This window comes from Paenibacillus lacisediminis, from assembly GCF_046567315.2.
Genome location: NZ_JBKIAX020000017.1, coordinates 104,620 through 130,190 on the forward strand (window position 1 = coordinate 104,620; position 25,571 = coordinate 130,190).

The window sequence follows — 25,571 nt, forward strand, 5'->3', positions numbered from 1 at the left end:
ATTACCATATCGGTAATAAGCGGTTATACTTAATAAACGGAGATGATCACACAAATGGAGCGTCAAATGGGACTTAACGAGAAATATTATGTATGCGGGCATATTACCATTCCGGTATGTTTCCCGACCAAATCTACTTCAAAGAAAAAGGCTCTGAACTATGTTTCCAAAATTCTCAATGAAAAAACCGTCTCTGCAATACATGGCGACATTTTTACTTGGAAATCTTCAACTTCTTATCCTCTTACGGCAAGCGATGTGTCCATCATATGGGATAAAGTACTGAGCGAATATGAAATTGACTAAAATCAAGGGACATGCATCCATGTCCCTACTGCTAAATAAAGGGGATGAACAAAATTAGTTTAGATAAGCAAGTACATATATATAGTGTTGACACAAGCTGCTTTTATAATGATCTTGAATATAAAATGCACAGTCAGCTTAACAAGCATTATTTTTATAGAAACCGTTTAAAAAAACTCAAAGCTAAAAAACCAGCGGATCACGTTTACCAACAAAAATTAGACACCTATTTTGAAAATGTAAATCAACGCATAAAAAAGTTCAAAAAATTATTAGGTGATGAGTTTGAACGAAACGATGATATAAGAACATTAAGAACTCAAGCGGCCAATGAAAGAAACATTATTTCCATTTTTGATTCCGTTTTAATAAGAACCTTACAAATACCTCCAGACACTTTGTCGGAAGATATTATTTATGTTCAAACTTATTTTTTTCGCATCCTTGAAGATTTAATTGTAAAAGGTTTTATGTTTCGGGGAGAAAAATTCATATGCTTTACAGCTAGCGCAGGACAAATTAGAACGAAAAAAACGGTTTTTATAAAAGAAAAAGTTTTCGAAAAACACCGTGATTCGTTAATGTGCGGTCTTTCAACCGCGAACATTAACAAGAACGGCGGCGTAAATATTAATAAATATTTGGCTTACCTTGCCCTATGCAATAGCGCGACCGATCCTTGGGACGAATTCGATATAAACAAAACGATCGTGGTCGATGATATGGAAACGAAAGTGAAATGTGTTGTTGATTTTATTGATGATAAAAATTACAAAATCGAAAGAAAAACGATGGATGTTCCAATCACACATACGGACGGCTGCGGAATGATTCTACCCAAAAAAAGCAAAAAAAGCATGATGGTTCGGCTTCCCTGGATCAAAGGATTACTAGTGCCCTTCCCTTTCGATAAATTTATTAGGGAAAACAGCAAAAAAGCCGAACTGAAAAAGGTCGTTGTCAAAGATATTTATGGGAAAGACTACGACATCTTAAAAGACCGTATTGAAATCATTTTTACAAAAAGCCAGTTTAAAATGTGGAAATACTATTCTTCCTGGGACGAATATAAACAGAATTTCATTGAATTTGGCTGTCAAGCGGGAACATGCAACGAAGAGGAAGACATCGTCCACAACTCGAAATTAAATTACCAAATGCTTCAGACTCTAACCGATATGACCAATGAAGAGCTTGCACATATCAGCCGAAATTCTATAAAAAACATCATGAACATTGGCCAGGATCGCCATACCATGTTACGGATACTTGGTGTGACAGCCGCTAATATGCATAAAAATTACTACCAGCAAGCTTTGGAGATTTATCCGGAGCTGCTTAATGACACCTATAGTAAAGAAATTTTAAAACAAGTCAAAAAAAGTTTGGTGAAGGAAGCAAAGTCGGGAAAAGTTGATATTGAAGGCAAATATGCTTTTCTATGCCCCGATTTATATGCGTTTTGCCAATATACTTTTTTAAATGACAAATCTCCCGCAGGTTTATTGGAAAACAACGAAGTATTCTGCAAAATGTTTGAAGATGGGGTTAAGCTCGATTGCCTGCGCAGCCCCCATCTATATCGCGAACATGCTATAAGAATAAATAAGGTGGACAAAGAGAAAAGCCGCTGGTTTATTAGTAAAGGAATCTATACAAGCTGCCATGATCCGATTAGCAAGTTATTGATGTTTGATAATGACGGGGATAAAAGCCTGGTCTGCTCAGAGCCAAAACTCGTGGATGTGGCCGAACGCAATATGAAGGATATCGTCCCTCTTTTTTACAATATGGCCAAAGCCGAAGCGGAACCGATCAGCCAGCGAACGGTCTACAACGGTTTAATCACGGCGTATTCGGGGGGAAATATCGGTACGATCAGCAATGATATCACAAAAATCTGGAATAGCGGTACGGTGAACTTAGATGTCATCAAATGGTTATGTATGGAAAATAACTTTACAATTGATTACGCTAAAACGCTATATAAAGTACAACGGCCAAATGATAAAAAGCAAATAATAACTCAATATACGAAATCAAAAGTTCCTTATTTCTTTATCTTTGCCAAAGGAAAAGATTTAAATCAAGTCAATGAAGCGAATGAAAGCGTAGTAAACAGACTTAATAACATCATTCCCAATCCTAGACTCAATTTTAAAGCAGCTAATCTGGGAAACTTCGACTATAAAATATTAATGAGCAGCCCCACTCTTTCTGTTCATTTAAATCAAGAGATCATCGATAGGTATAAAAGTCTTGATTTGAAAAGTCATTATATGCTTAATCATGATGATGAATCCAAAAGCAACTATAGATATATTTATTCATCCATTAGAAATCAGCTCCTATCTGATGGATATGATGAAACGTATGTAGCCGACATGCTCATTGAATATTTATATAAATATAAAAACAGCAGCTATAAAACTACCTTATGGGAATGTTTTGGCGACATAATGCTAGAAAACCTCAAAAAGAATTTAAAAAACAAGTATGCTGGCAAACATACCTTATGTGAAACATGCGGTAAAAGAATCGAAATGAAGTCTAACCGCACGAAGTATTGTGAAGATTGCGCAGAAAAAAATGAACAAGAACAACTCCGTTTAAGAGTAAAAAAGCACAGAACAAGAAAAAGTGTAACGATTTAGATCTCACTCATTTTACGTTGAAAAATCAGCATATTTCAAAAACTTTTCAAGTCAGTTCTTTGGCAAGGCTTATAAAAAGGCCGGAAAATCAAGCTTTATCGAGAAGAAGCAAAAATGTTTAAGCGTCTCTAAGGGGAACAAAGAGTTTAAACCCATGCGGTTTAGATGAAGTGTTCCCCAAAATGACATAGAAGGAGGGGAAAAAATGAACAAAACAGAATTGATTAAAGCTGTGGCGGAGCATACGGGTGTGGAGCAAAAAGCAGTTAAACGACTTGTGCCGATCGTATTTGAAATGATTGCAGATACTATCGCCAATGGAGAAAAAGTAAATATTCCCGGTTTCGGGTGCTTTGAATCCAAGGATACTTCCGCACGCAAAGCTCGCAATCTTCAAACCGGTGAAGAAGTTGCTGTTCCGGCCAGCAAAAAACCGGCTTTCAAAGCCGCAAAGGCTTTAAAAGACAAGATCAAACAACAACTTACCTTTAGGTGATTCAAGTGGATATCGAAAATATAAAATTAAAGTCCCTTGCTAACCTGCCGGTAGTTGTTTCTGGCATTCCTATTTATCCAGTTAAAATCAGAGACATCATTGAGCTGGGATACGATGTTTACAGCCAATATCTCTCCTTGATGATGCTTTCGAAGGATCAATTGATTCACAAAGATTATATAAATACCCTTCCGGATGAACTCGGCATTTACGACTTTATTGAAATGTTTGGCGAGTCGGCTAACATCTACTCCCTATACTATTCCGGATTAAAATTTATCATCGGATCGTCTAACATCTACTATACGGACAGTTTATATATAAATAATCAAAAAATAACGAATGATATTTATAACGAAATACTAAAAGTGGTCAAAATCCAAAACTGTCTTTCTGAGCCTGATTTCGATGATTTTAATCCTGTCAACGATCGGGTCAGAAAGCTCCGAGAAAAACAACTGGAAAATAGACGGAAAATCCAAGCTTTAAAGAAAAACTCGACCGATGATTCTGAAAACCTTACATTCTATGATTTGGTCTCCATATTATGCTCTAATGCAAATGGGATCAATATTTTCAACGTCTTTGACTTAAATATATTTCAGTTTAACAATCAATTTAATAAGATGAAACAGCTTAATGATTATGAAATCAGTATCCAATCCATTTTACATGGTGCTGACCCCCAAAAAGTTGAAATAAAACATTGGATGAGTAAAGCTTAAAGATTTTTAAATCTAAAATATACGTTAATTATTAGGAGGAATTTATACTATGCGTTATGGATCTCGTGAAATTATGGATGTTGTACTGAAAGATGTCAAGACTGGTGAACCCGTTGTTTATCTTGAGAGCTTGACGACGAGCACGCTTGAATTTGCCGGCTCGACGGTTTATGCACGCGGCGGAAAAGGACATCCGCGGCTTATTGGCTGGGACTCGGATAAAGACATTACGATGAAAATGGAAGATGCCTTGATTTCTAAAGAATCGTTGGCCGTCCTCACCGGATCTAAATTCAATAAATCCGCGAAAATCGTACATAAAAAAGAAGTTGTTGAGGTTTCCGCCGATTCTAAAATTACATTATCCAAAGCTCCGCTGACGAATCAAAAATACTATTTCTACAAAACATCTGATGAAACATCCTTGAACGAAAAATTGAATGTAACGATTGCGGCAACCCCTGTTACTGAAGAAATTGACTTGAGTGCGGTTACCGGAATTAAAGCCGGCGATAAGGTTATTGCCGATTATTACTACACCGCTTCCGCCTCCACTCAAAGCATGACCATTGCTTCGGACTTGTTCCCTGCCACTTATAAGCTTGAAGGAACGACTTTCTGGAGAAACGAAGACGGCAAGGACGTCGAAGCGCTCTACACAATTCCTAAACTGAAAATTCAACCAAACTTCTCGATCGGAATGGCGAGCTCCGGCGAGCCTCAACCGTTCACGTTTACGGCCGACGTGCTTAAGGACCGCAAGTCCACCGCGATGGTAGTTATTGATTTGCTTGAAGAGGAGTAAAAAATGCAGAGAGACACCACATTGGTGTCTCTCTTTCTATTTCAAAGCCAGTTAAGGGAGATGAATTTTGTTGACTACTCAAAAAACAACCGCTGCAAAAGTGAACACGCGAAGCAGAAAGAAAAAGGTTACACTTGATTCTTTAATCCAGGAAGCCGCCCAACTTGAGAAACTAAAAAGGGTTAGCTTTGAAGATGGACGTTATACGGAAATTTACGTGCACTTCTCCCCTACCCGTATTGATCAGATGCTTTCGGACTTTGCGGAATTTACATCCGAATACAGTCAAAAGTTCGGGGAATTAAAAGATAACAGAATTTTGGATTATTTGCATATTCACATCCTGCTTTATTTCTCAAAATTAACAACGCAGTTGGATTTCAATTTCGAAGACAAAGTGAATGTCTTGAATAATATTTTAAACAGCGACTTGGCTGAAAAGATTTTTGATTCATTCGATAAAGCGGAGATCCAGAAAGTTTATGACCGGATGTGGAAAAAGCTTGATGCTTATCAGGAGCTGGTGAAAACAAACAAAGACATGCAGCAGCAGCTATACAACTACATCAATGACTCCAATTTAGAAAACAAAGATATGATTATGAATGTGATGTTTGGTCAAAAGTCCAATTAAAGAAGGGAACAAATAGATGCTTAAATTCTATATCCATGAATTGGATTACGCTATTTCATTTTTATATAAATTGGAACTCACGGATTATAGTTCGCGTATGCGCACAAGATTTTTAAAAATACTCGTCGAAAGAGAGCAGCAATTCAGGGACGAATATTATGAGTTAATTAAAGAACATTGCCGTCTTGATGAACAAGGCAACCCTATCGTTATTTACGAAGGAGATTACCAACGTTACGATATTAAAGACCTAAATGCATTTAACGCCGCCCTCCTCCCTCTGCTGAATGAGGAGTTCTATGTTGAGTTGACGATTGACAGGAAAAACATGGTTCAAAGTGTTGCTCAATCTGTCCTGAATTGCGGCCTGGCTTTTACGGGTGATGAGCAATTTAAATATGAAACGCTCGCCGAGAAATTCGAAAATCTGGGGTTCGAGACTCAAGAATAGTACCATCTTTACTCGAAACCATAGGAGCCAAACCGTTGGCTCTTTTATTTTGCGTAAAGGTTAAATAAAAAGGAGTGAATGACGTGGCAAATGATTTACGTGTCATCATAGGATTGACGGTTAATGAAAATGATGCAAAACATAGTTTGAATCAAGCGATCAAGCGCTTAGAGAGCAAAATCAACAAACTCAATCTCAAGTTAAATGTCGATACTTCTGCCATCGCTAAAAAAATCAAAGATTTAGAAATTAACTTGCAGAATATCAGCGATTCAAATAATACTCAGAACGCAAACAATGAAGCAGGCGATGCCGCAAATAAATCGGCAAGTGCTGTCGAGACCATGAAAAAAGCCATGCAACCATTTACATCATGGATGCCCGAGGCAGTGTCAGCAAATCTTCAAGGCATAGTGGCAACACTTATTGAAGTGGACTCGCAAATGACTCAGTTAAAAAAAGTAATGAACGAGGACACCAATTTTGACAATATGCTAAATGGCAATATCAAGATATCCAATGAGTTCGCTAGATCTATCAAGGAAGTACATAATGTTATTCTTGAATTTGCCGGAATGGGATATGACGAAAGACAAACGCTTTCGCTCGCCAAAACGGCCACTTTGCTGCAGAATATTTCGGAGTTAACCCCTGGCGGAGCCGTCAAAACACTGACGGCGGCGATGAACGATTTCAATGTCAGGGCTGAAGACAGCGTCCGGGTCGCCGATTCATTATCCAATGTTGACAACAACTTCGCCGTCTCGTCAAAGGATTTATCCCTAAGCTTAATTGAAGCCGGTTCGGCGGCTAACGCTTACGGTGTTTCCATGGAAAAAGTCATCGGGGACACTACCGCGATTGCTGCCGCAACGAACGATAATGGTACTGCGATTGGTAATAGCCTAAGTACGATTTATACAAGAATAGCAACCCTGGAACAATCGAGAGAAGTACTAAATTCCATCGGGATCTCCATGAGAAGCTTTGACGGAGATACAAAAGGCGCTTCAGCTATTCTGGATGAACTCGCGGCGAAATGGAGCGGGTTAACATCAGAGCAGCAGCAAAATATTGCCACTCAACTGGCTGGACAAAATCAAATGCAAAGCTTTCTGGCTCTAATGAACCAATATGATGTTTCAACAAGAGCCAGCGAAACTGCGGTGACTTCCCAAGGATCGGCCATGCGGGAAAACGCTGAATACATGGGGTCGCTTGAAGCCAAAATCCAGCAAATGCAAACCGCCTGGGAAAATCTAGCGTTAACTATGGGTAACTCAAATCAATTGAAAACTATCATTGATATGGGCACCTCTTTAGTTCATGTGCTTACAAAGTTAGTAGAGAATTTTGGTTTACTTAATTTTGCAACACTTTCAGCTCTAACTGCGATGTTTAGATTTACTAGTGCTGGCAAGACCGTGGTCACAACAATGTCATCGATGTCTCCCCTTTTAAATAGATTCAATAATTATGTGGATCGACTATCTGCTATGGCTACGAGAGCCTCACGCTCCACTCGATTAATGGGAGTTAATTTGAATATGCTGAAGCTGGCATCATTAGCAGCAAGCGCTGCAGCAGTTGGTCTGCAAACAGTCCTTAGCCTGGGGTTGTCACTAGCCATTACCGCTGTAGTTTCAGGTCTTACTTATTTATATAATAAATTTCAAGAGCAAAAAAAGATTCAAGAAGAATTGGAAAAACAAAATAAAATCGTAGCAGATTCTTGGATAAATCACAAAGATACGATCATAAAATTAGTAGATGAATATAATAAACTTCATGAGCTCACAAACGGTGGAACTGTTTTTACCGACCTTGAACAAGAGCAAAAATATACAGATTTGGTTGAGAGATTATCTGATTTAATGCCCAACCTCGTTGACTCAATCGATGATAAAGGTAATAAACATCTTAAAAATGCCGAAGCGATAAAAGAAGAGTTGAAATATGCCCAAATGCTGGCCGACAATGAGCAAAAACAACAAATTCTCGATGCTGAGGATAATTTTAAAAAAGATATAAAAAATGTTGAAAAATCAAAGAAAGATATTGAAGATATTCAGAACAAGATAAAATTAGGTGGTACGGTTGTTTCAAGCGGATATAGCGCAACTTTTATAAAGTATAGCGATTCAGAACTGAATAAATTAGAGAAACAGCGAATCATATCCGAGCAACAATTAGCGACTCACACGAATATTTTAAGAGATCATTTAAATAATCTCACTCGAACTATTCTCGATCAAAATAATATTGAATTATCCGACAATCTCTCCAAACAGTTTGACGAAATTACGAATTCTCTTGATATTGGTGAATTAAGCGCTGAACAATTAGAAGACAAATCCTATGAGCTTTCGAATTTTGTTACAGAGTTAAATAAACTTAGTCTGATAAAAAGCCCTGAAGGGATTAAGAAGGCCTCGGAAAATATTTATGCTTTGGGTCAATCAATCGGTATACCAAATGCATCCATAAAAAATTTGATAGAAAGCATTGAAAAAGCATCAAGATCTGCATCAGATTTTTATAAAGATTGGAAAGGTTATAAGTACGATCCTTCTCCAAATCTTTATAATTTCAGTGAGGCAACTAAAACTCTGGGGGAATCATTCAGTTCTGCAAAAGACGAGATAGTTCCCCTTAATCAACTTCTATCAGATATTGATGAGGGTCAGTCTCAAAACGCCGCCTCCATGACGGATTTGATTCAAAAATACCCTGAACTTAGTAATTATTTAAAGAAAACTAAAGACGGATATACCTTTGAAAGAGAAGCGGTAATTAAACTAAGAAATAGTAAAATTGATTTGTTTAAAACAAGCATAAATGATGAAAAACAGAGAGCTATAGAATTAATGAATAACTCTGTTAAAAATCTCAAGTCATATGGGTTAGAATTAAAAGCCATTGAATCCCTTTCCGACGCTAAAAATAATTTGTCAAAAATTGAGGATGAAATAAATTCTACAGAATCCGAATTAAATTCCTCTAAGCAGGTTGATAAATTACTTTTTGCTGGTTTAGGTAAATTTCGCCAACCACTCGAAGAAGAAGGTTCGGGTTATACTCAATTTCTTAAGAATAAATTATCTATACTACAACCTATATTTGATGCGATCAAAGAAAATGTTTCGGATTACGAAGAATTAGAAAAGTTAGCCAACAGCTATCTAACCGGTATAACCGATAATGATTTAGGTGTTGATAAAAATAACAAAAGTCTCGCTGAAACAAATGAACTGCTTACTGAACAACAAAAACGCCTAAAAGAAATTGAAGAAGCGTTAAACAATTTACAAAGTAAAAGATCCAGAATTAAAAAAGGATCTGAAGAATACAGGAAATCACTTTTAGAAGAAATTAAACTTCTTAAAGAACAAAAGAAGATTTATGAAGAAGGGGTTAAAAACCCTTCCACTCTTATATCTACAAATGCAACTGCAACATCAAAAAAATCGTTTACTACCACTCCAAATTCTAATGGTGCTGGTAATAAAATTAGCAATATGTTGTCTGCTGCACAAAATTTGCAAGGAGAATTTAAATACGGCAAAATTGGCGGAGAGTTTAAAGGAACGTATGAACAATTTGTTGATAAGGCAGTTTCAGACTGTTCTCAATTTGTTCAGGAAATGTTCAAAGAATTTTTAGGCATTAAACTGCCCAGAACGGCGGCGGAACAAGCCAAACAAGGAACTGCCGTCGATAAAAAAGATCTGAAACCTGGCGATCTTGTTTTCTTTAAGACCACAAACAAAGATAATTCCCATGTTGGCATTTATATGGGGGATAACAAATTTATTCAGATGGGTGAAGAATTCGGTCTTAAAACCGCAAATCTAAATAGTTCTTATTGGGCCCCTAAATATCAAGGAGCAAGAAGAATTGTTGATGATCGTGAAGTACCTTCCGTAACACCTTCTACCTCCAAGAATAAAACTGAAGTCCTGTCTCAAAGCGAATTAGAGACTATGGATGATGCTAAGAAAAAAGCAGCTGACTTGGATGCACAAATTTATGCCTCATACTTACTAGTCATCGATGATACAGTCACTGAATCGGAAAATAAACTTTCCGGTTTTGAAAATAAAATATCACTTTCTCAAGGAAAACAGTCGCGTCTCTCTTCTACTTCCGCTGAATGGCGGAAAGAGCAACAGGTGCAGATCTCCCTTTTAGAGCAAAAGCAAAAAGAAATTGAAGCACAAAACAAGCAACTGAATAAACTGGTGGCCGAATATAAGATAACTTCCGGCGAGTACGATCAAACAAAAGCTGAGAATAGTACGAAATGGTGGGATGTGGATCAACAAATTAAGGAAAAAAACTTCTCGATCGTACAGAGCACTTTAGATGAATATGCGGCTGCGGTTGAAAAAGTCGGGGCAGGGATTGACTTTTCAAACGCTAAATTATCTCTGCTAACAGAAGGTTCTGCCGCATACAATCAGGAGCTTGAAAAGCAGATTCCACTGCTAAAACAGCAACAAGCTATACATCAATCCGTGATAAATACCTTAAATGAGCAAATTCAAAGCGATAAATTAACAGCTGATCAAAAAACAGAATTAATCGCTACACTAAACCAGGAAGTTCAAGCTTGGATGGATAATGAAGCCGCCATCAAATCGAATATGGAGCAAGCGAAACAGCTCCGTGAAGCTGCTGCCGATAATATTATCAATGAGTTAAAAAAAGCAATTGAAAGTGAACGAGACCTGAAATTAGATGCTATTAACCAAGAGCGCAAAGAAGAAGAAGAACGTCATAAGGAAAGAACTAAAAACATCGACGATGAATATAAACAATTTGAAGAATATATCAATGCTCAAATTAAAGCTTTTGACCGGCAAGCTTCCGACGAGGATTACACCAAAGAGTTAAACCAAAAGCTTGAGGAACGCCAAAAGATCATTGATGAAATAAACAAATGGTCCATGGATACCTCGATGCAAGGTAAAGCCAAGACTAAAGAACTGCAAGAGCAGCTCAATACCAAAAATGAAGAAATCGATGAGTTTAAACTTAACCGGGAACGTGAACTTCGCAAGCAAGGATTACAAGATCAGCTTGATGATAGAAAAAAATACGCTGACAAAAACAAGGAAATAGAAGATGCACTCAGTGATTCCATTAAGGACAAGCTTGATAAGGAACAAGCAGCCAGAGAACAGGAATACAACAGCAGATTAGAAAATGAAAAGAAATTCTATGATTTAAAACAAAGGCTGCTGAGTCAAGATTCGACCGTTGTGAAAGCGGCGATCAATGAAATTCAAACGGAATACGGAAACTACTTCACCACCTTGCAGGGTCACGCTTTTACAACCAATCAAGCTTTCGAAAACCTTAACTTTACCTTGCAAAAAAGCCTTGAGAACTTACAAAAGTATGCGAATGGGGACTATTCTAAAGCTCCTGACGATCAATCGGGTTATACTCCCAGCTTACCCTCAAGCGGTTCAAATAGCGGCAATAAACCAGGGCAAACACCAGATCCGCAAAAAGAAGCCGCCTGGAAAACCTATTTAAACAACAAACAGCGAGCCGAGACTATAAGATTACAAATGGCGCAATCCAAGAATAACAAAGCTCAATATGCTAGATTGGAGAGCATTTTCGCTTCATTATCTGAAGAGAATCAGGCTCTAAGGAAACAATATAGTTTCCCGGATGGAAGTTATGACAAGTTAAAAGATCTCAAAGTATACCATGATGGCGGCGAAGTTGGTGTGGAGGGTACAACGACCGGAAAATGGTGGAGCAAGTTTTTAAAATCGGATGAGGTTCCTTCCATTTTGAAAAAAGGTGAGGTCATTTTGAATGACCCTGTAGATTTTATAAATACGGTGGTCAGCAAAATTTCCAGCGGTATCTCCAATTTTACTTTGAACAATTTGGTCCCTTCCCCGGCTCCAGCAGGTGGAAACAACAGCAATAGCACCATCATACAGCAGGTCGTTATTCAAGCGAATGATAGAGACACAGCAACAGGATTATTGGATAAATTCCAGATTGCCTTAAATAAAGCAAATAAGAACGGAATTTTTAAGAGCGGGACATAATTGGCCTGCTCTTTTCTTATTTGAAAGGGGGAATAATTTTTGCTTGGTGATATTGACTATAATTTAAGGCCGATTCATCCGCAGTATTTCTTGTGCAAACCGAACAGAGAGCCGATCAGTAAATTGAGTGAGATGTTCAATGATAGTTTAAAAACAGCTTTAAACGAGGTTTATGAATTATCGTTCAGCCTCCACTACAACCTGGATATCCACCATAAACGGGTCAGAAATAAAAATGTTGACTTATTACGCGAAAAATATTTAATCCAGGTCGTTACCAATCATAAAACGGAATGGTTCACCGTTATTGAAATTAATGATGCCGTCGAACAAGATCAGGACGTCAAAAGCGTAAGGTGTTACTCTGCAGCACATGAGCTTTCCAACAAATTAATCAAAAATTACAGTGTTACGTCTTATTATTGCAGGCAGGTTTTAACCGATTTGCTCGCAAATACGATTTGGAATATTGGATATATCGACGCGGACTTCGATTTGACGTATAGAGCGTTTGAATTCCCCTCTTCTACCGTGCTTGAGGCCATTTATGCCGTGGCGGAGACCTATAACGCGATTGTTGAATTTGACACGGATGCCAGGACAGTAAGCTTCAAGAAACCGGAGCTGTTTGGACTTAATAGAGGCTTAACGTTCAGTTGGGGCAAATATTTAAAAAGCATGAACCAAACGACAACGTCCGATCAAATGGTTACTAGACTGACAGGCACCGGTAAAGACGGGCTGACGATTCATAAGGTCAATCCTACCGGACAAGGGTATATCGAAAATTTCGGTTATTTTATGTATCCCTTTAAGAGAGATGAACAACGTAATGTCATCAGCTCTTCCTATCATATGTCCGATTCTTTATGCCATGCCTTGCTTGATTTCCAGGAGCTCGTCGAATCCAAAAACGGTCTGTTTGAGTCCTACTTGAACCAGTTGGAACAGTTTGAAGCGGAGCAAAACCAGTTGGAAGCCGACCTAAACAAATTACAGAATGACGAAGCTGTGGTTACAGATACGATGCTTAGCCAACAGTTTGACCAAAAAATGTTTTTCGAGAAATACGTGCATAGCGGAAACACATCGAGAAGCTTTGGACTCAACAGTTCTTATGCCTATGCCGCTATGATCAAGGTTGATAATCCTTCCGGCGTTTCCGTTTATCTGAATGGTCAGAGCAAAGGGATTTCCGCGGGCAAATGGATGCTGTTGGGCAAAATCAACCAGGCTGGTTCTGCACAGGTTGTGCTTAATGGAGGCAATACGAGCGTATTCATTCAAGTAGCCAACATTAGTCTGGATGAATGGAACGCCTCCAATAATGAACAAGAAATTATCGAAAGATACAGCCTGGACAACAAGCAGAATCAAATCAACCTAAAACAACTTGAAATAGATCATAAAAACCGGCAAATCAAGGAGGTGAAAGAGCAAATCTCCGCTTTGCAAACCGCTTTGTCGGCAGAAAGCAATTTCACGGCGGATCAGCTCCATGAATTAAATCCTTTTGTCATTGAGCGGGATTTTAGTGACGATGTGTATGTCGATGAAAAAGATCTGTATCAAGCGGTTCAAGATAAATTCAAAGAACTGCAGCAGCCGCAGTTATCAATCGAGGTTGATATCGTTAACTTCCTGGCGATTGTGGGCGAACAGCGCAATTGGAGCAAGCTGGTTTTGGGCGATTTTGTAAATATCAAATATGATCCCACGAATACGAATGTTACCGCCCGAATCACGCAAATCAACTATGACTTTGATAAAAGCGACATCAAACTGACTTTGTCCAATGCCAAGAGCGTTAATGACGAGAGTAAAAATATAGAGAAGTTTCTCAGTGATTCCAAGAACACGAATGTCCTGGTTGATGTGAGTAAAACCAAGTGGGGCCAAGCCGTTGTGGATTCCTCCGAAATGTCGAGGCTATTTGATCATTTTTGGAACAAGGTCACCAATGAAATCAATATGGCCTCAAATGAATTTGTAACCATCGACCGCAAAGGCATCACGATTATCGATCCCAATGATCCGCTAAGATTTTTAAGAGCAACTCACGGCGTTTTGGGCTTGACTCGCTCTGGAGGGTTAAAGTACGAAACGGCCATTTCTCCGGACGGGGTGATCGCGGAAATGGTTTTGGGCAAAATCATTCTTGGACAACGAGTCGTCATCGGAGACACAACCGGAGTATTTACCATCGAAGGCTCGAGATTAATGATCGATGACCGCTGCGGCCGTCAGGTGCTGAAGCTAGGTCTACTGGAAGAAACACCGGATAAATTTGGCATGTTTATTAATCGCTATGCCTCCCCTGCCGATTGTAACAATCTTACGATCCTGAATCGGACGAACGTTACCGCCGATGAGGGCTTTTTTATCGAAAGAAACAAAAATGGCACCTTCCAGAAAACCTTTTATACCTCTACGGATGGCGACCTTTATATGATCGGTAATTTTCAGGCCGGTGAGGGCGAAAGAATATTCAAGGTGACCCATGAAGGTTTCCAATTGGGAGGCTCGGTGTGGGCCACTGCCCCGCTCCATGCGGACATGTACGGCAATGTTTGGATGAACAAACTGTTTGCCGATTCTGCGGAAATTACGAACAGTTTGTTTAAGGATGGCCATATCAGAGGGTCCGATTTGGAGTTGCGCGATAACCGCGGTGGAATGATTAAAATGTATCCGCAATACGGCCTCTGGTTTGGGGCTGAATACTTTAATGACGCTATAGCCAGCATAGCGATGGATGGAACGGCTAAATTCAAAAAAGTAGCTGTAACGGACGGGAACAATCTGCTGTTAATGGACTCCAGTCAACGAAAGATTTATATGAACAATTGGGATGTAGTGGGAGCAGGTGCAATTGATGCCCAACTAATCGCAGCAAACATAGTAACTGCAACGGATGGTTTCATTTCAAATTTAACTTCTTCTCGTTTGACAACATTGACAAATGCAGTACTAAATGGTTGGTCAGATTATATTCGAATTGAAGGCAATATACAAAAATTTATAACCGGGATGTCTGATGGCTCTAGTAGTCAAAAAACTTTGCCTGATGGAAGACCCCTTTATTGGATAGATAGTTCTCAAAGTGGGCAAATGACAACAGATGTAACTGCTTGGCCTGTAATGATTTACAATATGGCCGAAATAGACAAAATGATTTTGGGTTTTCGTGGGAGCGGTGAATTAGCTACTCCGTATATTCAAATGGGTGCTGGTGACCGCACCCCTAATGGCGGAAAAGCGTTCATAGAAAAGCTTAAGACAGAATGGGATTTTATATACTACAATAGCAATTACCAGAAAGAAAGACGATTATTATTTAAAGATGATGGTATTGAATTATCAGTAGCCACTGGATATATTGATATAAAACATGAAAGTGGAACTAAAATTACTATTAAAAATAATGGAGAGATTGATATTGTTTCCACTGGTAAAATTAATGTAAGTGGTACAGAATATAATTTTGTTTAAAGTCACCCAAGTATTTGGGTGGCTTTTTTATTTTATGTCCTGATGCAAGATCAATTTTATGTAGTTCAAAGGAGGCTTAATTATGCCCGGAGTAGCTATTAACGGCTCTCAAATTAAAGAGACGATAGTGCCAGGATGTATAACATATGAAATTTGGAGTTGGGAATTAGATAACGGGGTGCGGAAATGGGTTTTCAGTGAAGATGGTGAAACTGGAGCAAGAATAACAGGCTCTGTTGTTGTTCCATCATCAAAAATGAAAATAATGGGGGAGAACGTAGCTACTGTTGATAATATAACCAATGAAACTTGGGTAGCTAGTCCACCCGTCCCAGAGAACAGCAGAAGTATAGATATACGTAATATAAAGCCAGGCAAAAGTGGTGCTGGTCATGGAAAAATTATTTCAGGAAGCTCCAAAGGAAAACTGGGCGAAAAAGCAATTGCTCTTATTGGATCTCGGGTAGAAACCTGTCTAGGCGCAATAACAACCATAAAAGACGGGAACGAGAAAGTGAAATTCGAAAGTTAGGAAGGTGAACTATGACTATCAGGGATTCCCTATATTTTTCGTATGCAGGCATTGTATCAGAGAAATTCGGAATCATTAACGTCAATGTGAGCAGCGGGATGCAGGAAGAAGCTTTGGCCGCTTCGAGAGAAGCAAATCTCTTAGCGGCTAAAGGCCGTGACCGGCCTTATTTGCAAAGTGTAACCAAAAGTCCGCTTAAATTTAATGTTTCCTTTGCATTCGAAGATTATTACGACACGCAAAAGCTGAGAGAGGTGGCGCGATGGCTTACGGAACATGATTATTATCAGGAATTATATTTTACCAACGAGATCGGGAGAAGCCCCGAGCGGATATTTTACGCGATTGTAGTAGATGATCCAACGTTAGTCCATAATTGCTTAAGTCAGGGATATGTCAGTCTTACTTTTCTTTGCGACAGCCCCTACTCCTATTCCCCTGTTATGACCTCTCGTTTATACCAGTGGGAACAGAGTGCATATTCAAATACAAGCAATGATTTCAGGCAAGGGGACAAAAAATCACTCGTCGTCGATACAAACGGAAGTCTAATTCTCAATCCCCAAAAAATGAAGTGGAACGACTTCCCTTATAGCATAAAATGGGCTGATTTGGATCAACAGTTTATTGCTTAAAGAAAGGAGTAAAAAATGTCAACATATACAACGAAATTAAGATTGGCCAAGCCGGATTGGGAAGTGGATGAAATCGGGCCTACCCTGGAAGCTCTAGGCGCCAATTTCCAAGTATTGGATGATATTTCACCCGACTATGCCGATTCTCTCCCTACTAGCGGAAATTGGCCCAGCAAACATATCCTTTACGCAAATCATTTGGAAATAGGCGGTTATGTCGGATGGGTTAACATTCGCACAGGGATTGCCGCCCCAAAATGGCAGAAATTAAAGTCATATGCGAATGGGGATCGCGTGGTTCCGGCTAAAGATAACGGTCACTACTACACATGCATACAAACGGGTTATAGCGGACTGATTGAACCTATTTTTCCAGTCTCGGATAGCGGGGTTGTACAGGACACCAGAGGAGGCAACACCTGGAATCCCAATCATTTGTATGAAGTTGATGATATAGTATTCCCTACGGTAGATAACGGCCGCTTTTATGTCTGCATTCAGTCCGGTGAATCCGGGGATACAGAACCTGGCTGGGTCTTAGTCGATGGGGCGACCACCTATGACAATAACGCCGTATGGCACAGTTATAAAATCGCTAAATGGCAGGAAAGCGGCGTAGCCGCCCTCTATCGTCCATTTGGAAAAATCGAGTGATGGTGATATAGATATGGCCAGATGGATATCCCTAATCAATTTAAGAGGAGTGTATACCTCTCCCCCACTCTCTATTCCCATAAGCTGCGATGGAGCGATGACCAAAATAACCTGGGAAAGCGAAGCTCCCGAAAACACCCAAGTCATCATTCAAACGAGAGTATCCTTTGACGGCGGATATCATTGGACAGAGTGGCGGAACTGCGTGAATGGAGGGCAAATCCCGGACATCAACGAAGATACCGGTCTGTACGGAGCAAGTATCGTCTATCGGGTGCTAATGCAGTCCAAGGCGTATGAGCATAAACCAGTGTTCAAAAGCGTTACCTTTTATTTCGAACCGGTATTAGTTTTCGGTAACAAAGGCGATCTTCCCTGCAGCCCTGAGATCTGGATCACCAAAAAAGGCAATGGCGATTTCTCCATTGTCAATTTAACGCACAATAATGAAGAGTTTAAATTTAATAACTTAATCGACGGTGAGACTGTTTTTGTAGACAATGAGAACCAAGATATCGAAACCAGCTTAGCTGTTACTTATAGATATAAGGATTTTAACGACAATTTTTTGAGCTTCCCTGTCGGCAAAAATGTGTTACGGGTCAATGGCATTGCAGACATTACGTTTAGATACCAATTTAAGCTTCTTTAAGTAGGGAGGTGATTATTTGCCTGATTTAATAACACAGCTTCAGTATAATGACCCAATCACGATTATCATGAGAAAAGGCACGGATGACGATCCATACAAAGATCGCGCTGATTCTCTGGTTGTGCAGTCAAACGGGATGATCACGCTATTGGAAATCCCTTCTATTACGGAGAGAGTACATATTTCGGGAATGGTAGAAATTGACCAAGAGGTGTATGAAAAACGGCCAAGGCTTGCCCCCAATGAATTTCTGGTTAATTATTCGATTGGCTCGATCCAGGTCCATGAGTCATTAATCGGAAAGGCTATTTTATGCCGCTATAAAGGCAGAGGTCTGATATTATATCCGGCTTCCCGAATTTATGCTCTCGTTAGCCGAAATCCTGATGTTGTAGTAACTTTACAAGACTACATTGACGAGATTGAACGCAAATTAGCTGAAAACAATCAACTCATTGGCCGCGTAGAAGAACTCATTTCCGAAACCAGACTTGTTATCGAGGAGTCGCAAAAATCTACGGATAACGCCAACAGAGCCGCCGATGAAGCGGACAGAGCCAGAGATTTGGCCTTGGATGCGTACAAAACGACCAAGTTAGCCTTTAAAACGGCTGTGGCGGATATGAAAGAGCTGTATGCCACGTACCCCCATCCCGAGGTGGGTTGGACCGTTCAGACGTACAAGGATGGCAAACGATACAGATATGACGGCAATGATTGGGTTCTTATCGATATTTTTGGTGAAAATATTCAGCCGGTCAGTGAATACAAAGATGGATTGATGAGCGTTGCGGAGCATTTAAAGCTAAAATCCTTCCCCTCTACTCTAAATGAACGAGTAATCGTTATTTATCTGGATGGAGTATTGGAGTTTGGCGTACAACAGCAAATCATCCCTTTTCTGTATGATGGAGAATTACTTTCTGTAAACGCAGTTTGCAAAGTTTCTGGAGACACGGAAACCTTAATTAATATTGAAAAATCAAGAAACTTCATGGATTGGACAGGCGTATTGGACAAGAAGCTGCATTTTAAAGCGTTGGAATACGCCGACGATAAAACAGCAACGATCAAAACAAAAACCGTAAATAAAGGCGACATGTTCCGAGTTAATGTCGAGGATCTCGGCATTAATGTGCAAAGCATGTCCATTTATTTAGTAATAAGAACAAAATAATCGACTCATAAAGGAGAAATGCAATCATGGCTCAACCTATTATTAGCTGGTATGACGCAACACACACAAAGGAAGTAACCGCTCCATTCGATTTTAAAATTATTGATGCAGGAGACCTCTCCCCTATTTACACCTTCAATATTTGGAACAATAAAGGCAAAGCCGAGGATGTGTCCAAAATGGAAGATTGCACGATCACTACTCGCGATATGTCCGGCGGTCTTGGCAATACGGTAGGCAACGAAGTTGAAGTCGTTAAGAACAACTGGTTTCACGCTCAAGTAGACAGTCTTGGCGAATCGGATCTGGCCGATCCATCGTCCGCTATCGGTAAAGATTACTCCAAAGCAATTGGCACTACAGGCGCCACGACTAAGGATTTTACTGGAGCACTCTACCCTACCCCGCTTAAGCCTGGAGCTAAAGAGATTTTAGGTGTAAATAATAACGGTAATCCTGTGGATGCAGCGGGAAATTATGCCACAGTTAGTCTTCAAGCTGCCGTGCCGCTGGATGCCAAATCCGGCAGACAACAATTTAAAATCCGTGTTTCTTACCGTTATGTATAAATAATTACTAAAAAGATGGGGGCTCATCCCCCATCTTTTTTTCTCACAATACAATGGGAGGAGTTTTGCAAATTTGATTTTTGAAAACAAACAATATGGCCGGTCGCCTGTACCTACTCAATCCTTTATTTGGGTTGCCGAATACTACGATATTACCTATTTATCTGAATTTGATTTGAATACAAAAAAGCCTAACAACTTTTATGATATAGATAAAGAAAAAATAATAAAATTTGGACTTATCGGTGAAGGGTCCCAAATATTTTTTGATGTCGCCAACGGCGTATTCAATATTAACGGAAATCGAATCATGGTCTCGTACGTCACCGACGTTCAAGAGTATCCGTTAACCGGAAGAACTTTTTTATATAACGACATTATTACCTATAAAAATGCTATCGCTGAAGCAGACTTCTTCTCCAGCGGCTTAAAAACATCAAACCAACAAATTACAGAGTACAGTCTTGGATACAAAAAGAAAATGGAGCTTGAAGGAGTACACATCAACTTTTTTAACATCCTCCATCTCCCATACCGGCAATGCCCTTATTTCGAAATAAAAATCAGCTCTGACCAAGACTTAGACGGAAAATTAATAATTCGTGTCAATGGATTGACAGTAAATACGATCGATGCACCGTTAGTAAAAAACCAAATGGGTGTTATCAATTGGGAAATCAAATAATGAGGTGATTTTATATGGAAGGTTTTTATATTGACAGTTACAAGCGGGTTTGGGGAAACAAAACAATAAATGGCGAAAAAGCAATAACGGACTCCAATAATGTTTTAACCATAGAAGCGAATGACAGCACTTACGACATCACCCTTTCCCCAGGCTCTTACAAAACGGAATTCACAGCAAATGATTCTGAATTGGTGGATGAAATCAAAAACAAAGTTACGTTGTCTGGTTTCCCTATTGAGGTGCTTTTGGGTGGATATCATAAGGATGAAAAATACAACGTTGTGGTTGTTCGCATGACTAATGGAAAAGACATTATAAATATTAGCGGAACGTTTTTTGATGAATATTTTTAAGTACATGAAAGTGTCTTTTATGCACTTAATCCTGGAGGGTGAATGAATAAAATGGCCGTAACACAGGAGATTGGAATACCTATTGATCTAACCAAAGGCACCTTTGTCAATACAGAAATCAAAGACGGAAAATTACAATTGCGCGAAGTCGGTATTGATGATAACGGCAACTCGATATTTGTTGATACGGGGCATTGGGAATCTGAAATCATAAATATAAAAGATAAATTTACTGCATTTAAAAGAGTCGCTAGAGATGTGATCTCCAAAGGAAGCGGAAGTTACAAAATTTATACGCAATCATCCACTGATCGCATTACATGGACGGATTATGTTGAAATTAATTATTCTGATGGGAGCATTCTGTCCCCCGTTGGCCTATTTGCAAGAATCAAAATTGAAATCACAGCAAACAGAATTAATTCAACACGAACCGTTGATGATTTCAATGAGCAGGGTAAATACAACAATGATTATTTGAATATCTCAAATGGTTATCTTGAGTTTAAGAAAAATTATGTTCTCGATGGAGTTAAAGATGAGGCATGGACAAACGAGGGAAAGGTATTCGTTTCATATGTAGAAAAATCTAAGTTCAAGAAAGTTATTAACTTGAGCAGAGCGGAGGTGTGATCATGCCAGTTCCTGCGACTACAGGCGTTGAGAGAGAAAAAATTGAGGATATGAAGATTGGGGATTATATTGTAAGAGCATATGTTAACTCTGAATGGAAAATAGGAGTTGACATTAGTAGTCTTACAGAAATTCCATACACAGGAGTAGTTTGGGGAAGCGATTTAACCAATAAATATCATTACATGATCAAAGTTAATAAGGGTCTGCTTATAAGTGACAGGGTAACACACAATACAGTTTCTTGGGACTCGCTAAACGGAACATACAAATGGATCCAAGGAGTTGAAACAACCTTGGGAGGAATAAGTGGAAAGTTACGTTCTCTTACAGGTGGCGTTGCTTATACAGATGTAAATAGAAATAAGAGTTTAACTGATCAAGGTTATGGTGGATGGCCTACTAATAATGAGTGGGACATGTATATTGTGAATTTTCCAAAAAACAAGATTCAGCAGGGAAAGACAGTTGACGATGTATTTCACCATAACAGGGAAAGAGACAGTGTGCCGTATACCTATTGTCAGGATACTACAATAAATGGATTGGTTCGTAGTGGAACTACTAGTGCTGCTGGAGCCAATAATATGAGAGTATACAGAGCTAAAATGACTGCATTACCAAGTCAAATGAATTTTGGTTCAAGTTCTGGCTCAGGAGTGGATTATGGTTTCCGCCCAGTCTTTGAATACAAGGAGGTGTAATACATGGCAACTATTGGACAACAACTAACGCAAACAGAAGCTGGTTGGAAGAGATATGATGATCGAAATACTGCATTTAAATATGTTGGAACTTGGACATTTAGAACAACAGCAACTGTAAATCCACAATTTAACAATACTGATTCCTATACTGGAGTATTAGATGATTATGTATCATTTAACTTCGAAGGAAGTAAAATAAGAGTTATATCTTTTTACGGAGATGTGTATTCTTCTGATGTTGAAATAATGATAGATGATGAAGTATATCATTATAATTCCAAGTCAGAATCTAGCGGCTATCAATCTCAAATACTACTATTCGAAAAAAAGGATTTGAATCGGGGAATACACACTGTAAGAATAAAATCAAATACAAGTGGACAGTTGGCCTTGGATGCCATTGATATTGATGATACTGGTCGCCTTTTTCATCCTGACGAAGTAACCAACATTAATGATCTCAACATTAGCAAACGCATTCGTTGTCATTATCAAGCCGCATCTGAACAGGCTGGTACATTTAGCGGGCTAGGACAAGAAACATCTGATTTTATACCTGCTTCAAGTACAGCTACGCCTAATGGTGATTTTTACTTTATTATGGTGGAAGATTGGAATAAAAAAAAGATTTTATTACCAGATAGAAACATTCAACACAGTATTTCTTGGGATATTTTTAATAATGCAGGGATAGCAAGCGGAAGCGGGGTAGAGGTCAATAGTTTCGATCTTTCAACTACTTGGAACCCTAATGCAACTGGTAGTAATCAATCTTTATCGAATGGCAACCTAACGGTTACTTCTACGAATGCAACAGCAGTAAGGGCAACACGGCCTATTCGGCTTGGCGAAGGCATCTTTTACTTTGAAGTGAAATACTCATCAGGTTCAAATAATGCCTGGGGTGTAGGATTTTGTAATGCCGTATATAATGTATATGCAGTGCCCAGCAGCCAGCCTGCGGGCGCTAAATACGTATTTGGTTTATATCAGCAATTGAGACCTGGGGATACAGCAGGTATATTGACTAACACTGATGCAAAAACCATCACATTCTATAAAAATGGAATTCAAGTTGGTGATTCTGTATCAATTTCTCAATTTAGCAACGAGAAAGATATGTTTCCTTTTATCTTTTCTTGGACAACGTCTTCAATTGTTACTGTTGCTAATTTTGGTGCGTCCGCATTTTCGTACAATACTACAAATGCTCCGGGATACAATACAAGAACCAGGTCTGAATCTAAACCACTTGCTGGCAGCGAAAATCGCTGTACAGTAAGACTCATGACAGGTGGCGTCTTATTATCTGATAAAGACAATGAATGGGATAAATACATTGTTAACTCGACACTAAATGGAACGATCACAGCAGGAGATAATAACGTTTGGAATTGGTCAAATATTTCTTCTTGGACTTCTACTACGATGACAACTGGCGCATCTAATAGAACTAGAAGAGGGTATCAAAGTGCTGGATATTTTGCTCAAAATGCTGCGTCAAGTGTTGCTACCACAGATGTTGGCTTCCGCCCTGTCCTTGAAATTGAATTTCCACCTTGGTACAAATCGTTTATTAAAATAAACAACGAATATAAAACATATAAATCATCATGGAAAACAATTTCGACAACATTACCCTCCCTAGACACTATTAAAAGTGAAGGAATGGATAATCTATCTGTGTTAGATAGAAAAACGATAACTCTAATGTACTTAATGGATGATAACACTACTGCTGGCGAAGTACATGGAAATGGCAGGGTTTTTAAGGAGAAAATTGATCTAAAAAAAAATTTTGAAATTACTCGTATCAATGTGAAGTAGAGCGCAATGCTCTACTTCTTTTTGTTTTGTAAATAGAATACAAGTTTTATTTAGAATGGACGGTGAGATGATGGCTGGTATAGCTAAACCAAGCATAGATAATTTGCATCCTGAGATAAGCATTCAGGTGGTATCGTGTAATAAAATATACTCGAACTCAACACAGGTTACAAATGACCCAAGCGTTTTTTCCAGATTATTTGATGGAAGCACAAGTAAGCTGGGAAGCTATGGAAGCATCATGATGTATAGTGGATGTTCGTTTGAATTTGTAGCTGATGAACCGATTGAATATATTTGGGCGTTAGGTAATACTTATTCTGATAGTAGTGGATCGACACCCAAAGATGTGAAATTAGAAATGTTGAAGAACGGGGTATATGAGCTAATTGGAACTTATCCTACTAAATCTGACGGTACATGGTATCAATTATTTGGGAAGCTAGACAAAGGTCAATATAGAGTAACAGGCACAGCAAGTTATACAGAGTGGGATGAATGGTATGTTGGAAGGCAATATTATAGTAGGGCTTTGTTTTCAATGAATGATAACATCTTTTCATTCAAAGATGAACTCATGATCAAATTACCTGCTTTTACAGAAGAAAATTTTATAAATTACGGAATAGAAATGCCTTTCAATATTCCCATTGGCAAAAAAATAAAAGAAATTATAGGGAATAGTCAAGCTTTAGGCTCTGGAAAAACCTTTGAGCATACAATTGATTTGTCAAAGAGCAGAGTTGATAAAATTAATTTAAATTGAAGAAAGTTTAATGAGATAGGATGGTGAGGAAAATGGCTTATTATAGTGACAATATTATTCCAAATATGACCTCAAATACCACACCCAGTGGTGAGGTAAGTGCGATAAACGGAAGTAACCCATATTATGCGTTTAACTCAAACTCATCTGATTGGGTTTCATCAACAACAACTAAGCCATTATGGATTCAATATAAATTTAACGCAAAGAGAATTGTAACAAAATATACAGTCACAGTAACTCCAAATGGTGTTGCAGGAATGATGACAAAATGGGACTTTCAAGGTTCAAAGAACGGAACAAATTGGGTTGTATTAGACAGCAGATCGGGAATCAATAATTGGGGGAATGGTGAAAAGAAGGAGTTCACTTTTTCAAATTCTACTCCATATTTATATTATCGGATAACTATTTATGAAACTGTCTCATCGGGGTTTTATACAAGAATAAGAAATATTCAAATGATGGAAACTATTTATGAAAACAAGTCATTTCTAATATTTGACAATAAATGTTTAACTATAACCACTGATTCTTATAAGATATTTGAATTAATAGATGAAAATGATTATATAAATAATGGAATTATAAGAGGTACAACGATCGAACTTTCGCATCCATTAACAAAGAAAATATATGTTAATAGAGAGTTTGAAGTTTTAGGCACAGGAAAAGTATTTAAGCAAAAGCTCGATACCAATAAAACGCCAATTAAAAAAAGTAAAATCCTATAACTTC

22 protein-coding genes are annotated in these 25,571 nt (G+C 38.6%); all 22 read left to right on the forward strand.

What is annotated here, in order from left to right:
• The first annotated feature begins 54 nt into the window (after positions 1 to 54).
• The 22 genes from ACLD72_RS25715 (at position 55) to ACLD72_RS25820 (ending at position 25,567) form a co-directional block, all read left to right on the forward strand.
• A complete protein-coding gene (locus ACLD72_RS25715; protein ID WP_411001271.1) occupies positions 55 to 306 on the forward strand; it encodes a hypothetical protein in 252 nt (83 codons plus the stop codon).
• Between the two features lie 44 nt (positions 307 to 350).
• Positions 351 to 2,960, forward strand: coding sequence for an RNA dependent RNA polymerase (locus ACLD72_RS25720; RefSeq protein ID WP_411001269.1), 2,610 nt, complete (start codon positions 351 to 353; stop codon positions 2,958 to 2,960).
• Positions 2,961 to 3,165: 205 nt separating this feature from the next.
• Positions 3,166 to 3,456: an HU family DNA-binding protein gene (locus ACLD72_RS25725; RefSeq protein WP_411001268.1), complete on the forward strand. Its 291-nt coding sequence runs from the start codon at positions 3,166 to 3,168 to the stop codon at positions 3,454 to 3,456.
• The gene (locus ACLD72_RS25730; protein WP_458476217.1) at positions 3,453 to 4,181 is read left to right on the forward strand and encodes a hypothetical protein; all 729 of its coding nucleotides are present in this window, start codon (positions 3,453 to 3,455) and stop codon (positions 4,179 to 4,181) included. Before ACLD72_RS25725 ends, ACLD72_RS25730 begins: the two co-directional genes overlap by 4 nt.
• Positions 4,182 to 4,230: 49 nt before the next feature.
• A complete protein-coding gene (locus tag ACLD72_RS25735) occupies positions 4,231 to 4,986 on the forward strand; it encodes a hypothetical protein (RefSeq protein WP_411001265.1) in 756 nt (251 codons plus the stop codon).
• 70 nt (positions 4,987 to 5,056) lie between these two features.
• Positions 5,057 to 5,620, forward strand: a complete 564-nt coding sequence (locus tag ACLD72_RS25740) for a hypothetical protein (protein WP_411001263.1) — start codon at positions 5,057 to 5,059, stop codon at positions 5,618 to 5,620.
• A 16-nt stretch (positions 5,621 to 5,636) separates the two neighbouring features.
• Positions 5,637 to 6,071 (forward strand): hypothetical protein, encoded by a 435-nt coding sequence (locus tag ACLD72_RS25745; protein WP_411001261.1) that lies wholly within the window; start codon positions 5,637 to 5,639, stop codon positions 6,069 to 6,071.
• Positions 6,072 to 6,154: 83 nt separating this feature from the next.
• The gene (locus ACLD72_RS25750) at positions 6,155 to 12,148 is read left to right on the forward strand and encodes a phage tail tape measure protein (protein WP_411001259.1); all 5,994 of its coding nucleotides are present in this window, start codon (positions 6,155 to 6,157) and stop codon (positions 12,146 to 12,148) included.
• Positions 12,149 to 12,187: 39 nt separating this feature from the next.
• The gene (locus ACLD72_RS25755; RefSeq protein ID WP_411001258.1) at positions 12,188 to 15,640 is read left to right on the forward strand and encodes a phage tail spike protein; all 3,453 of its coding nucleotides are present in this window, start codon (positions 12,188 to 12,190) and stop codon (positions 15,638 to 15,640) included.
• A gap of 82 nt (positions 15,641 to 15,722) precedes the next feature.
• A complete protein-coding gene (locus ACLD72_RS25760; protein ID WP_411001256.1) occupies positions 15,723 to 16,172 on the forward strand; it encodes a hypothetical protein in 450 nt (149 codons plus the stop codon).
• A gap of 11 nt (positions 16,173 to 16,183) precedes the next feature.
• Positions 16,184 to 16,807: a phage tail domain-containing protein gene (locus tag ACLD72_RS25765; protein ID WP_411001254.1), complete on the forward strand. Its 624-nt coding sequence runs from the start codon at positions 16,184 to 16,186 to the stop codon at positions 16,805 to 16,807.
• A 15-nt stretch (positions 16,808 to 16,822) separates the two neighbouring features.
• Entirely contained in the window at positions 16,823 to 17,461 is a 639-nt protein-coding gene (locus tag ACLD72_RS25770; protein WP_411001252.1) for a hypothetical protein, read from the forward strand.
• On the forward strand, positions 17,445 to 18,113 hold the full coding sequence (locus ACLD72_RS25775; protein WP_458476218.1) for a hypothetical protein: 669 nt from the start codon (positions 17,445 to 17,447) through the stop codon (positions 18,111 to 18,113). Before ACLD72_RS25770 ends, ACLD72_RS25775 begins: the two co-directional genes overlap by 17 nt.
• A 16-nt stretch (positions 18,114 to 18,129) precedes the next feature.
• Positions 18,130 to 19,290, forward strand: a complete 1,161-nt coding sequence (locus tag ACLD72_RS25780; RefSeq protein WP_411001249.1) for a hypothetical protein — start codon at positions 18,130 to 18,132, stop codon at positions 19,288 to 19,290.
• Positions 19,291 to 19,316: 26 nt separating this feature from the next.
• Entirely contained in the window at positions 19,317 to 19,859 is a 543-nt protein-coding gene (locus ACLD72_RS25785) for a hypothetical protein (protein WP_411001247.1), read from the forward strand.
• A 73-nt stretch (positions 19,860 to 19,932) separates the two neighbouring features.
• Entirely contained in the window at positions 19,933 to 20,544 is a 612-nt protein-coding gene (locus ACLD72_RS25790; protein ID WP_411001245.1) for a hypothetical protein, read from the forward strand.
• A gap of 14 nt (positions 20,545 to 20,558) precedes the next feature.
• A complete protein-coding gene (locus tag ACLD72_RS25795; RefSeq protein ID WP_411001243.1) occupies positions 20,559 to 20,900 on the forward strand; it encodes a hypothetical protein in 342 nt (113 codons plus the stop codon).
• A 42-nt stretch (positions 20,901 to 20,942) separates the two neighbouring features.
• Positions 20,943 to 21,533, forward strand: a complete 591-nt coding sequence (locus ACLD72_RS25800) for a hypothetical protein (RefSeq protein ID WP_411001241.1) — start codon at positions 20,943 to 20,945, stop codon at positions 21,531 to 21,533.
• A 2-nt stretch (positions 21,534 to 21,535) separates the two neighbouring features.
• The gene (locus ACLD72_RS25805; protein WP_411001239.1) at positions 21,536 to 22,237 is read left to right on the forward strand and encodes a hypothetical protein; all 702 of its coding nucleotides are present in this window, start codon (positions 21,536 to 21,538) and stop codon (positions 22,235 to 22,237) included.
• Between the two features lie 3 nt (positions 22,238 to 22,240).
• Positions 22,241 to 24,067 (forward strand): SPRY domain-containing protein, encoded by a 1,827-nt coding sequence (locus tag ACLD72_RS25810; protein WP_411001237.1) that lies wholly within the window; start codon positions 22,241 to 22,243, stop codon positions 24,065 to 24,067.
• A 70-nt stretch (positions 24,068 to 24,137) separates the two neighbouring features.
• Positions 24,138 to 24,833, forward strand: a complete 696-nt coding sequence (locus ACLD72_RS25815) for a hypothetical protein (RefSeq protein WP_458476219.1) — start codon at positions 24,138 to 24,140, stop codon at positions 24,831 to 24,833.
• A gap of 32 nt (positions 24,834 to 24,865) precedes the next feature.
• Positions 24,866 to 25,567, forward strand: coding sequence for a discoidin domain-containing protein (locus ACLD72_RS25820; RefSeq protein WP_411001233.1), 702 nt, complete (start codon positions 24,866 to 24,868; stop codon positions 25,565 to 25,567).
• Positions 25,568 to 25,571 lie beyond the last annotated feature (4 nt).